The sequence below is a fragment of the uncultured Alistipes sp. genome (assembly GCF_963931675.1).
Taxonomy (GTDB): Bacteria; Bacteroidota; Bacteroidia; order Bacteroidales; family Rikenellaceae; genus Alistipes.
Map to the genome: position 1 here is coordinate 708,080 of NZ_OZ007039.1, position 12,115 is coordinate 720,194.

14 protein-coding genes are annotated in these 12,115 nt (G+C 59.4%); 2 read left to right on the top strand and 12 right to left on the bottom strand.

Going from position 1 to position 12,115, the window contains the following annotated elements; genetic code table 11:
• Positions 1–123: 123 nt before the first annotated feature.
• The 8 genes from ABGT65_RS03100 to ABGT65_RS03135 all read right to left on the bottom strand — a co-directional run bounded on the left by ABGT65_RS03100 (position 124) and on the right by ABGT65_RS03135 (position 6,591).
• The gene (locus ABGT65_RS03100; protein ID WP_346699698.1) at positions 124–567 is read right to left on the bottom strand and encodes a PepSY-like domain-containing protein; all 444 of its coding nucleotides are present in this window, start codon (positions 565–567) and stop codon (positions 124–126) included.
• A 94-nt stretch (positions 568–661) separates the two neighbouring features.
• Positions 662–1,942 carry a HAMP domain-containing sensor histidine kinase gene (locus ABGT65_RS03105; RefSeq protein ID WP_346699699.1) on the bottom strand — a complete coding sequence of 427 codons (1,281 nt, stop codon included), beginning with the start codon at positions 1,940–1,942 and terminating at the stop codon, positions 662–664.
• On the bottom strand, positions 1,939–2,616 hold the full coding sequence (locus ABGT65_RS03110) for a response regulator transcription factor (protein ID WP_346699700.1): 678 nt from the start codon (positions 2,614–2,616) through the stop codon (positions 1,939–1,941). The genes ABGT65_RS03105 and ABGT65_RS03110 overlap by 4 nt, the downstream gene beginning before the upstream one ends.
• A gap of 99 nt (positions 2,617–2,715) precedes the next feature.
• A complete protein-coding gene (locus tag ABGT65_RS03115) occupies positions 2,716–3,207 on the bottom strand; it encodes a GNAT family N-acetyltransferase (protein WP_346699701.1) in 492 nt (163 codons plus the stop codon).
• A gap of 452 nt (positions 3,208–3,659) precedes the next feature.
• Entirely contained in the window at positions 3,660–4,664 is a 1,005-nt protein-coding gene (locus ABGT65_RS03120; RefSeq protein ID WP_346699702.1) for a beta-ketoacyl-ACP synthase III, read from the bottom strand.
• Positions 4,665–4,698: 34 nt separating this feature from the next.
• Positions 4,699–5,646: a phosphate acyltransferase PlsX gene (gene plsX / locus ABGT65_RS03125; RefSeq protein WP_346699703.1), complete on the bottom strand. Its 948-nt coding sequence runs from the start codon at positions 5,644–5,646 to the stop codon at positions 4,699–4,701.
• A 129-nt stretch (positions 5,647–5,775) separates the two neighbouring features.
• Complete coding sequence (gene rpmF / locus ABGT65_RS03130; protein WP_004330151.1) at positions 5,776–5,961, bottom strand: 50S ribosomal protein L32; 186 nt, start codon at positions 5,959–5,961, stop codon at positions 5,776–5,778.
• 33 nt (positions 5,962–5,994) lie between these two features.
• The gene (locus ABGT65_RS03135; RefSeq protein ID WP_346699704.1) at positions 5,995–6,591 is read right to left on the bottom strand and encodes a DUF177 domain-containing protein; all 597 of its coding nucleotides are present in this window, start codon (positions 6,589–6,591) and stop codon (positions 5,995–5,997) included.
• Positions 6,592–6,750: 159 nt separating this feature from the next.
• On the opposite strand from ABGT65_RS03135, the gene ABGT65_RS03140 reads away from it, so the two are divergent.
• On the top strand, positions 6,751–7,149 hold the full coding sequence (locus ABGT65_RS03140; protein WP_346699705.1) for a hypothetical protein: 399 nt from the start codon (positions 6,751–6,753) through the stop codon (positions 7,147–7,149).
• A 140-nt stretch (positions 7,150–7,289) separates the two neighbouring features.
• On the opposite strand, the gene gap is transcribed toward ABGT65_RS03140, so the two are convergent.
• The 4 genes from gap to ABGT65_RS03160 form a co-directional block, all read right to left on the bottom strand.
• Positions 7,290–8,306 carry a type I glyceraldehyde-3-phosphate dehydrogenase gene (gene gap, locus ABGT65_RS03145; protein WP_300737686.1) on the bottom strand — a complete coding sequence of 339 codons (1,017 nt, stop codon included), beginning with the start codon at positions 8,304–8,306 and terminating at the stop codon, positions 7,290–7,292.
• 165 nt (positions 8,307–8,471) lie between these two features.
• Positions 8,472–9,227: an ATP-binding cassette domain-containing protein gene (locus tag ABGT65_RS03150; protein WP_346699706.1), complete on the bottom strand. Its 756-nt coding sequence runs from the start codon at positions 9,225–9,227 to the stop codon at positions 8,472–8,474.
• Entirely contained in the window at positions 9,224–9,967 is a 744-nt protein-coding gene (locus ABGT65_RS03155; protein ID WP_346699707.1) for an ABC transporter permease, read from the bottom strand. The genes ABGT65_RS03150 and ABGT65_RS03155 overlap by 4 nt, the downstream gene beginning before the upstream one ends.
• Before the next feature lies 1 nt (position 9,968).
• A complete protein-coding gene (locus ABGT65_RS03160) occupies positions 9,969–10,373 on the bottom strand; it encodes a DUF4834 family protein (RefSeq protein ID WP_346699708.1) in 405 nt (134 codons plus the stop codon).
• 189 nt (positions 10,374–10,562) lie between these two features.
• On the opposite strand from ABGT65_RS03160, the gene purB reads away from it, so the two are divergent.
• Positions 10,563–11,909, top strand: a complete 1,347-nt coding sequence (gene purB / locus ABGT65_RS03165) for an adenylosuccinate lyase (protein WP_346699709.1) — start codon at positions 10,563–10,565, stop codon at positions 11,907–11,909.
• Positions 11,910–12,115: the final 206 nt, after the last annotated feature.

The following is a 12,115-nucleotide window of genomic DNA, read 5'->3' on the forward strand; positions in this document are numbered from 1 at the left end:
ACTTCGATCATATTTTTTTATACCCCGATGGCCGGAAAATAAGGCGGCATCCGAACCGCAGTCCGAATACCGCCACACGGTGCCGTAGGGAAGTTCCGATCCGGAAGGCTGCCCGAAGCGGGGTCAGTCGTCGATGTCGACCAGCCGGAAATCCCGGTCGAACTCCAGGTCGAGGCCGTTGTCGAGTTCCACGTCATAGCTCCGGCGATCCTGCTCGATGCAGACGACCTTCCGACCGGAAAAACGGCTCGCCACACAATCCTGAATCGGTTTCGGGACAATCGCCGCTGGCACTTCGCCATATTTGCAGTCGACCTCCTTCCAGTCGCCGTTCTTCAGGAACTCGATCTTCGAGCCGTTGACGAAGATCACCTTGTACTTCTTGTCGAACCAATCCTCGTCGACCTTTGCATAGGAGACCTCCACCCCCTTGAAATGGGTCGTGATGAATTGTTGCGCGGCAGCCGGAAGCTCCCCGACGACAATGATGCGGTCGTTGCCCGCCGAGGCCGGAAGAATCGAAAGCGCGGCAAAGAGCGCGGCCATAAGAATCGTAAGTCGTTTCATAATCGTACGTTTTTTATCGGTTTTAGTGAATTTCGTACTGCAAAGGTGCGGCCCGAAACTGAAACGAATCTGAAAAAAGAGATGGAAACGGGAATTATTCCGGAAAATCCACCGTAAAAACATGGCGGCCGTCCCGGAAAGCATAGCTGATCCGCAGCCCGTAGAGGCGGCACACGGCATCCGCGATGGCAAGCCCCAGCCCCGTGGAACCGGGTTTCTTCGTCCCCTGATAGAAGCGGTCGAAAATATGTCCGGCATCCAAAGGCCCCTCCGAGGCGTCGTTGTCGATCTCGAAACGCCGCGCCGAAATCCGGACACGGACCTCGCCCCCCTCGGCCCCGTGCACGAAGGCGTTCTTCACGAGATTGCCGACCAGGCTCCCCGCCAGCGAGGGGTTCATGCGGGCCGTCAGCGGCGCTTCGTCCGTCAGTTCGAGCCGGATGTCGCGGTAGGCGTAAATTTCGGCCAGGTCCTCGGCCGTGCGGCGGATCAGGGCGTTCAGGTCCACCGCCTCGGTCTCGGGGAACTGCCCGTTGTCGATCTTCGACAGCAGCAGCAGCGAACGGTTCAATCGTACCAGGTGGTCCAGCGTGCGCTGCACCTTGGCAATCTCGCCCAACTGCTCCTCGGTCAGCCCGCGGGGGTCGTCCACCAGCATCTCCAGCCGATTGCGGCAGACCGCCAGCGGCGTCTGCATTTCGTGCGAGGCGTTGCCGATGAACTGCTTCTGCCGTTCGAACGACGATTCGGCACGCGCAGCGTACCGCTCGGCCGCCTCGTTGAGCCGCCGGAACTCCGTCACCGAGGTTTCGACCGCCAGCGGTGGATTCTGGCCGCCCACCGTATAGCTGTCCAGCCACCGCAGCAGCGCATACAACGGCCGCATCGTGCGGTGGAGCACCACGACCGTCACCAGCAGCACCAGCAGCAGCAAAAAGAGATAAAGGAAGATGATGCTGTAGAAAATCGCCTCGCGGAGATCCTCCTTCTCGATGCTCGGCGACATCACCGTCAGCTCGTACCACTGTCCGTCGGCATCCCGGAAGGTTTTGCGCAGCACCCGGGCCGGTTCGCGGTCGTCGCGCTCGGGGATGAAGATCTCCTCATCGGTATAGGTCTCCCGAGGGTGTGGAGCCGATGCACCGTCCGGCAGCCGATAAAGAAAATAGCCGCTGTTGCCGTCGGACTCCGAGCCGGGAAGCTGACGCCCCGCCAGCACCCGTTTGACAATCACTTCGGCACGCGCTTCGAGCACGTCGTCCGTCTCGTCGTTGATCTCGTCGATCATCGCAAAGTAGAACAGCGCCGCCCACCCCGCCAGCAGCAGCGAAAGCACCCACGAAAGGTGCAGCAGAATGCGGTAAACGAGTTTCACGGCCGAACGAGCTTATAACCGAATCCGTAGACGGCGCGGATCTCGATGTCGGCACCCGCATCGTGGAGCTTGCGCCGCAGGTTCTTCATCTGCGCGTAGACGAAATCGAAGTTGTCCACCTGGTCGATATGATCGCCCCAGACCCCTTCGGCCAGTGCCGCCTTGTCGACCGTATGGTTCGGGCGCGTCATGAAGTAGTGCAGGATGTCGTACTCCTTGCGGAGCAGTTCCAACGGGCGTCCCGCCACCTCCACCCTCCGGCTGTCGGGCCACAGGCGCACGTTCCCCGCGTCGAGGCTCTCATAGCCGTCGCGCTGGTGGCGGCGCAGCACGCTCCGGATCCGGGCGCTCAGCTCCGCCAGGTGGAACGGCTTCGGAAGGTAGTCGTCGGCTCCCAGCTCCAGTCCCTCGATCTTGTCATCCAGTGAATCGCGCGCCGAGATGATGATCACCCCGGCCCGGTTGCGGCGGCGCTTCAACTCTTCGAGCAGCCGCAGGCCGCTGCCGTCGGGCAGCATGATGTCCAACAGGATGCAGTCGTAGTCGTAGGCCGCGAGTTTGTCCGACGCCGAGGCGTAATCCGCAGCCTGCTCCACGACGTACTGCTCCCGCACAAGCGTCTGCACCATGATCTCCCGCAGGGAGGGTTCGTCTTCGACAATCAATATTTTCATAACAATCCTATTTTTTCAAGAAGAGCGGTTCCGCTGATCGGGCCGCTTCCGCCCCGAAGGTAACCCCCGAATCCGAAAGGAAACTGAAACGCTCCGTCCCTATCGCAGTTCGCAACGCATGATCCACTCTTCGGCGTGTTCCCCGACAATCCGGAACCCGAGACGGCGGTAGAGTCTTCCGGCCGGATTGGCCCGCTGCACGGAGAGCGATACCGCCGCAAAGCCCCGGCTGCGCAGTTCATCCAGCAAAGCCTGCACCAGTCTCGTCCCGACGCCCCGCCCGCGGCTGTCCGGGTAAAGGGCCACGGCCAGTTCGGGAATTGCCTCCCCGGTCCATCCGAACCCCCGCAGGCAGCGGCTCCACGCCGCACCGATCACCCGTCCGCCCGCCTCGGCCACCAGCCCGCAATCCGTTTCGCGGGTCCCGAACCCGTCGACATAGATCCGGAGTTCCGGCATCCGGATCACCTCCCGCGGCACCCGTCGTACAGGGTCCGGCTGCCAGATCGCCTCGTAGAGAAAATCCGCCAGCAACGGGGTCTCCTCCGCCCGAAGCGGGCGGATCACCACCCTGTCCATCGTCCTGTTCATACAATCCATTTACGGCTTCGTCCGGTTTCACACCGCCGTCCGGCAAGCGGTTCAGTCACCAACCAAAGATACGAAATTTCCGCCGTCCACACACGTTTCATTCACCAAAAAAGCGATGCACCCCTTTCGGAGCGCATCGCTCAATTTTCGGATAAGGGAATGCGACCGAGCTCCTTAAGAACCGTCTCATCTCCTCCCTCTCCTCACCTTCTCAGGGCGGGCCCGCAACCGGGCTTCTTGCAGAAATCACCTTGTCACTCCCTCCCCCTCTCTTCAGGAAGGTACGCAGGCAGGCGTCTTACAAAACCGCTTCAGCACCCCTTCCATCTCGTCAAGGCAGGTGCGCAGGCAGGCCGTTTGCATCGACCACTTCCTGCCCCTCTTCAGGCGAGTTCGCAGGCAGGCCGTTTACATCGGCCTCTTCCTGCTGCTGCCCCCTCTCGGCCCCGGGGTTATGCCTTCGAGCCGTCGTAGGCCCACTTCACGTAGACGGCACCCCAGGTGTATCCGCCGCCAAAGGCAGCGAGAATCAGGTTGTCACCCTTGCGAAGCTCCTTCTCGTAGTCGTAGAGGCAGGTCGGGATCGTGGCGGCCGTCGTATTACCGTTGCGGTCGATGTTGATCATGCACTTGTCCTGGGTAATGCCCATGCGGCGGGCCGTAGCATCGATGATGCGCAGGTTCGCCTGGTGGGGAACCAGGAAGCGGATATCCTCACCCGTCAGGTGGTGGCGCTCCATCATCTCCACCGAAACGTCCGACATCTTCGAAACGGCAGCCTTGAAGACCGCATGTCCGTCCCACATGATCGTGTGCCAGTTGTTCTGCACGGTCTCGATCGATGCCGGGTAGCGCGAACCGCCCGCCTTCATGTAGAGCTGCAACTCACCCGAACCATCCGAACGAAGGATCGAATCGATCACTCCGTAACCGTCGGTGTTCGGCTCCAGCAGCACGGCCGCAGCCGCATCGCCGAAGAGCGGGCAGGTCGAGCGGTCCGTGTAGTCGATGATCGACGACATCTTGTCGGCTCCCACGACGATGACACGCTTGCTCGTACCGGCCTCGATGAACTTCGCACCCGTTGTCAAGGCGAAGAGGAATCCGCTGCAGGCCGCCGATACGTCGTAGGCGAAGGCATTCTTGCAACCCGCCTGGTCGGCAATCAGGTTACCCGTCGAAGGGAAGAACATGTCGGGGGTCACCGTGGCGCAGATCACCACGTCGATCGACATCGGGTCCACACCCGTCTTGTCGAGCAGGTTCATGACGGCACGCGCTCCCATGTAGGAGGTTCCGATGCCTTCGCCCTTGAGGATGTGGCGCGTCTTGATGCCGGTATGCGACATGATCCACTCGTCGTTCGTGTCGACCATCCGGCTCAACTCGTCGTTGGTCAGGATGTAATCGGGCAGGTACTGTCCCACGCCCGTAATCGCTGCTGTTATCTTACCCATTAACTTAACTTTTGCTTACTCTTGGTGATAAACTTTAATTTTTGAACGCCTGCTGCAGTTTCGCCGTCAGACCGGCCTTGATGACCTGCTCGGTCGACAGGATCATGCTCTTGATGGCCTTCGGCGACGAACAGCCGTGTCCGATGATGATCGGAGCATTGACTCCCAGTACGGGCGTACCGCCCACGTTCTCGTAATTCATGGCGTCCCAGAAGGCATTGCGGCCGCCCAGCGCCAGATTGATCCGATAGAGGCCCTCGGCCATCTTCAGCACCGTGTTGCCCACGAAACCGTCGCAGACGATCACATCGGCAACCTTGCCCGAGAAGATGTGCGAACCCTCGACATTGCCCACGAAATGGATCCGGCTGTCGGCCTTCAGCAATTCGTAAACGGCCTTGGCCTGTGCATTGCCCTTGGTCTCCTCCTCGCCGATGTTCAGCACGGCGACACGAGGATTCTCGATCCCCAGCACCGACTCGGCGTAGATCGAACCGATCAGACCGTACTGAGCCAGCACTTCGGGTTTGCAATCCACGTTGAGACCCACGTCGAGCAGCAGCGCCGGGCGTCCTGCGACCGTGGGGACCAGGGACGAGATCGTCGGGCGGATGACCCCTTCGATCGTTTTTACGGCATACATCGAGCCGACCATCATTGCGCCCGTGGACCCGGCGCTGGCAAAGCCGTCGACGGCTCCTTTGGCCAGGTATCCGAACCCTACCGTGATGCTCGAATCGCTCTTGGTTTGAAAAGCTTTGGCCGGGTGGTCGCCCATCTCGATCACTTCGCTCGTGGGAACGATGGTGAACCGCTCGGCAGGACACCCGTCCGAAGCGAGTACGGACTTGATTTTCTGCTCGTCACCGAACAGGACGATCCGGCTCTCCGAACCGATCGCATCAAGTGCCATGACAGCACCCTTGACGGCCGCTTCGGGTGCGAAATCGCCGCCCATGGCGTCTACACCAATCTTTATCATACTCGTACGAATTGGTTGAAACTTCGAACCCGACTGCTCCGGAATCTGCGAGAAATCCCTGCAAACCGGGCCCTTCTTGAACTGAAAAAGAGGCCTCCCGACCCGGGAATGCACTCTTCTCGACCGAATTTATTCGGCTGCCTTCTTCTCGATGGCGAGCTTGCCACGATAGAAACCGCACTCCGGGCATACTCGGTGGTAAAGAACCGAAGCCCCGCAGTTCGAGCAGGTTACGACCGTAGGAACGACAGCCTTGTAGTGAGTTCTGCGCTTGTCGCGTCGCGTCGACGAGATTTTGTGTTTAGGATGTGCCATTTTACAACTCTAATTTATAGTTCGACTTTTAAATCATTGCTTCTCTCTCTCCGGGTCCGCCGCATCGGCAGCCTGCGAGGTCTTGGCCACCATCTGCTCGCGCAGGGCGGCCAACTTGGCCCACTCGCCGTCGTTGTGCCCGCGGGCGGCAGCCTGCGCCTCGATGGCGGAGAATTCACGGTCCGAGACGATCCGGAAACGCTCCAGCATCTCGGGATTGCACTCCCCTTCGGGATGCACCCGCTGGTAGGGCAGCGACAGCACGATGCTCTCGTAGATATACTGTGCGAGATCCACCTGCTCCTCGCCCGGCAGCAGCCACAGCACTTCGCCGTCGTATTCGCGCACCTCATCGGAGAACTTCACCAGCAGACGCCCCTCGAAATCGATGGGGATGCGGCAATCCTCCAGGCAGCGGTCACACGCCACGACGACATGGCCCGAAATCGAAACATCGAGCACGAGCTGCGACTCCTCCCGATTCAGGTCGACCCGCACCTCGCACGCTCCGTCCTTGATTTCCGTGTTCTCGAAGGCTTCGAACAACGATTTATCCACCGCAAACCGGAATTCGTGGTGACCGTTTTTCAACCCTTTGAAGGCAATCGAATATCGCTGTGTTTCCTCCATTTGAACACATTTAGTGCGCAAAGTTACGAAAAAATAAGACATTTGCAAAGAAAACTAAGAGTTTTAGCATCCAGGCCCCCGGACTGCAAGCTCCGGAGAGAGCTCCGAGGCGGTGAAAAATTTGCTTTTGCCCACGACTTGCGCTATCTTTGTCCCGACATGGAGGAACAAGGTTTCAAAATCGAGTTGAAAAGCCGCTACGACGAGTGGTGGCGCTACAATGCCGACCTGATGTGCGGTTGTTTCGATGCCGACGACAACCGCATCGGATTCGCTTCGGCGGCTTCCGATGTGGCGGACGTAGGGGCGAATCTCTCCGTGCGCCCGGCCGACATTCCTGCGGCCCGGAGCGTCGTCCTGACCACGCCGCCGTGTCATCACCTGGTGCTCTACGTCTACATCATCCCCCACACGTTGCCCGCCGGCAACGACATCGACTCCACCCGCCCCTTCGAGGCCGAGATCCGCATCTCCCGGGGCGGAAAGTTCCTGTGCACCGAGAAGCGCGCCATCAACCAATGGTCGGGAGCGTCGATCGAGCTGAAAATCAACAATTAGAACTTAACAGACAAATCCCGGGGCAATCCGGCGATCTCAGCAATCGGGAGCCCGGGGATCCCGGACAGCCGCTTCACCCGGTCATTCCCACAAAAAAAGACGCCCCGTAAGGGGCGTCCTTTTTCGAATCGCGGCTCAGACTACTTGTTGTAAGCCTTCATCACCGAGATGAGGTCGAGCACCTTGTTCGAGTAACCCCACTCGTTGTCATACCAGGCAACAACCTTCACGAAGGTGTCGGTCAGTGCGATACCGGCAGCCTTGTCGAAGATCGACGTGCGGGGATCGCCCAGGAAGTCCGACGATACGACAGCCTCCTCGGTGTAGCCCAGCACACCCTTCAGCTCGCCTTCCGAAGCCTCCTTCATGGCAGCGCAGATCTCATCGTACTTGGCCGGCTTTGCCAGGTTGACCGTCAGGTCGACAACCGATACGTCGAGGGTCGGAACGCGCATCGACATACCCGTCAGCTTGCCGTTCAGCGAGGGGATCACCTTACCAACAGCCTTGGCAGCACCCGTCGACGAGGGGATGATGTTGCCCGAAGCGGCACGGCCGCCGCGCCAGTCCTTCATCGAGGGACCGTCTACGGTCTTCTGCGTTGCGGTGGTCGAGTGAACCGTCGTCATCAGACCGTCCGTGATGCCGAACTTGTCGTTCAGGACCTTGGCGATCGGGGCGAGGCAGTTCGTGGTGCACGATGCGTTCGAAACGATCTTCTGGCCGGCATAGGTATCGGTGTTCACACCGCATACGAACATCGGCGTAGCGTCCTTCGAGGGGGCCGACATAACCACATACTTGGCACCGGCTGCCAGGTGAGCCTGAGCCTTCTCCTCGGTCAGGAACAGACCCGTCGATTCAACAACGTACTCGGCACCAACCTCGTTCCACTTCAGGTTTGCGGGATCCTTCTCGGCCGTCACGCGGATAGCGTGGCCGTTGACGATCAGCTGGCTCTTCTCGACGTTGTAGTCGATCTCGCCCTTGAACTGGCCGTGCATCGTGTCGTACTTCAGCATGTAAGCCAGGTAATCTACCGGGCAGAGGTCGTTGATACCTACGATCTCGTACTTGTCAGTCTGCGTGCAGGCAGCACGGAAAACCATACGGCCGATACGACCGAAGCCGTTGATACCGATTTTGATAGTTGCCATAATGTTTTGAATTATTTGTTAATAAAACCTTGCGTTATTTTTTTCACAGCGCAAAAGTACATACTTTAAATATTATACGCAAATAAAAATTTAATTTTTTTACGAACCTTGCGCCCAACGCCTTCCGCAACTCGGCACACCCCGGCAAAATCCGGACCGCAACGGCTAATGCGCGGCCAGTTTCGCCCGCTTGGCCATCGCCGAGGCGAAGACGAAATCGTTCAGTTCACGGTTCTCCGCATGGAGGATCTCCTCCTTGGTCCCCTCCCACCACTTGCGGCCCTCGTGGATATACACAATTTTCTCGCCGATCTCCATCACGGAGTTCATGTCGTGCGTGTTGATGATCGTCGTCATGCCGTACTCGTGGGTGATCTCGTGGATCAGATTGTCGATGACGATCGAGGTCTGCGGGTCGAGGCCCGAGTTGGGCTCGTCGCAGAACAGGTAGCGCGGATTCATCACGATGGCCCGCGCAATGGCCACCCGTTTGATCATGCCCCCCGACAGCTCCGCGGGATAGAGCCGGTTGGCATCCTCCAGCCGCACGCGCCGCAGGCAGAAATTCACCCGTTCGAGTTTTTCGCGCTCGCTCTGCGTCGTGAAGAGGTCCAGCGGCAGCTTGACGTTCTCCTCGACGGTCGACGAGTCGAGCAGCGCCCCGCCCTGGAAGATCATCCCGATATCCTTGCGGATGCTCTTGCGCTCGCGGAACCCCAACCGCGAAAAGTTCACGTCGTCGTACCACACGTCGCCCGAATCGGGTTCGTGCAGCCCCACGAGGGTTTTCAGCAGTACGGTTTTGCCCGAACCGCTGCGTCCGATGACGAGGTTCGTCTTCCCGGTCTCGAACGCCACCGAGATGTCGTCGAGCACCACGCGCCCGTCGAACGACTTGACGATATGTTCGGCCCGTATCATATCAGCAGCACTTGGGTCAGAATCAGGTCGAACAACAGGATCACCACGCAGCTGACGACCACGGCGCGCGTCGAGGCCGCACCCACTTCGAGCGAGTTGCCGCGGGCGTTGTAGCCGAAAAAGGCCGAGATCGAGGTGATGATATAGGCGAAGAAGACCATCTTGATGAGCGTGTAGACGATCGAGTAGACCTTGAAGTCCATGTGCAGCCCCTCGACATAGTCCGCCGGGATCATGATGCCCGTCACGGCGGCGATGGCCCAGCCGCCGATCACGCCGATCAGGATCGAGAGGATCGTCAGGAACGGGAAGAAGAGCATCGCCGCAATGATCTTCGGAAGAATGAGATACGAGGCCGAATTGACGCCCATGATCTCCAGGGCGTCGATCTGTTCGGTGATGCGCATCGTACCGATTTCCGAGGCGATGCTCGACCCGACCTTTCCGGCCAGGATCAGCGCCACGACCGCCGACGAGAACTCCAGGATCATCGTCTCGCGCGTGGCGTAACCGATCAGCGACTTCGGAATGAAGGGCGAATCGAGGTTGATCGACATCTGCAGCGCGATCACCGCACCGATGAAGACCGAGATGATGGCCGTCAGACCGATCGAATTGACGCCCAGCGACTCCATCTCGTAGATGATCCGCCGACGGTAGATCACGGCCTTCTCCGGACGGGAAAAGACCTTTCCCATCAACATGAAATAGCGTCCTATGAGCCCGAATACCCGCAGCATGTCAGTTTTTCTCCTCTTCGAAATCGATATAGTCGCCCACGTCGCTCGAAACCCGCTTCTCGGGGGCGTCGGAGGTGCGGTGAACACGCACTTCGCCTTCGCGGCGGCCGTGCCGGGGCTCTTCCTGCGTGAAGGAGCTGCCGAAGCCCCCCTGCCGGGGATCGAATCCCCCGCGGCCGAACTGCTCCTCCATCTGCCTGCGCATCTTGTAGATCCGCCAGCGGAAAAGAAGCATCAGCCCCACAACCAATAAAATCAGTCCCATGACAATATAAAGTATCACAATGGCGATGCCCTTGAGCAGCGCCGGGGCGCAAAGCGCCAGAAAAAGAATGACGAGCGTCGTGAGCGGATTGCGCTGCACGAAACTCACCAACGAATCTATGATTGACAAAAAGAAATTCATCTCTCTTCCGGATTCCGGGTTTCATCGCAAATCTCCATGCCGGAGCGGCTGCAAAGTCCGCGCCGCAGCCGACAGCGCCCCTTCGGGGATCGCCCGCGCATGGATTATCTTTGCAAAGGTAGCGAAATTTATGCGTATTTCAATTAATTGTCGTAAATTTGGTGCTCGAAAACAAATCTCATCCCAAATATGTTAACGCCTCTGACAGCCATTTCGCCCGTCGACGGACGCTACCGTAACAAAACGGAAAAACTCGCCGATTATTTTTCGGAACAGGCGCTGATCCGCTACCGGATCCGTGTCGAAGTGGAATATTTCATCGCGCTGTGCGAACTCCCGCTGCCGCAGCTCGCAGACATCGACCACACGAAATTCGCCGACCTGCGCGCCCTCTACACCGATTTCTCCGCGGCCGACGCCGAACGGGTCAAGGAGATCGAGTCGGTCACGAACCACGACGTCAAGGCCGTCGAGTACATCATCAAGGAGAAGATGGACGCCCTGGGGCTGGAGCGCTACAAGGAGTTCGTTCACTTCGGCCTCACCTCGCAGGACATCAACAACACGGCCATCCCGCTCTCGATCAAGGAGGCGCTGGCCGGGGTCTACTACCCCGCCGTCGAGGAGGTCCGCGACAAGCTGGCGTCGTTCGCCGAGGAGTGGCGCACGGTGCCGATGCTGGCCCGCACCCACGGGCAACCCGCCTCGCCCACGTCGCTCGGCAAGGAGTTTTCGGTATTCGTCGAGCGTCTTGAAAAGCAGTTGGTCATGCTTCACGACATCCCCGTCCCGGCGAAGTTCGGAGGCGCCACGGGCAACTTCAACGCCCACCACGCCGCCTATCCCGCATACGACTGGGTGGCCTTCGCCAACCGCTTCGTGAACGGGACGCTGGGGCTGAGCCGTTCGCAATACACGACGCAGATCGAGCACTACGACAACCTGGCGGCCATCTTCGACGCCATGAAGCGCATCGACACCATCCTGATCGACCTCTCGCGCGACATGTGGACCTACATCTCGATGGAGTACTTCAAGCAGCGCATCAGGGCCGGCGAAGTCGGGTCGAGCGCCATGCCCCACAAGGTCAACCCCATCGATTTCGAGAATGCCGAGGGCAACTTCGGCATCGCCAATGCCGTCTTCGAGCACCTGTCGTCGAAACTCCCCGTCTCGCGCCTGCAGCGCGACCTGACGGACTCGACCGTCCTGCGCAACGTCGGCGTCCCGATGGCCCACGCCCTGATCGCCCTGCAGTCGCTCATGAAGGGGCTCGGGAAGGTGATCCTCAACCCCGAAGCACTGGAGCGCGACCTGGAGAACAACTGGGCCGTGGTGGCCGAGGGCATCCAGACGATCCTGCGCCGCGAGGGCTACCCGAAACCCTACGAGGCACTGAAGGCCCTGACGCGCACCAACACCCACATCACCCGCGAGGCGATCACCGCGTTCATCGAGACGCTCGACGTCCCGGAGGAGGTGAAGGAGGAGTTGCGCGCCCTCTCGCCCTCGACCTACACGGGTGTCTTCCGGTAGCATCCGAAATAGCCACAGCAGACGCAAGAACATTCCGAAAAAGCCGCCGATGGGATAAGATCCATCGGCGGCTTTTCGTTTGGCACGCTCCTTGCCCGTTCCTGAATCAACTGCGGATCAGCAACCGCAGTGAGGTTTCTTCATTTATTTAAGTTTGGGTTAGTAGTTTAGGAGGCCAAACCTCCGGGACAGCAGGCAGTCGAGAG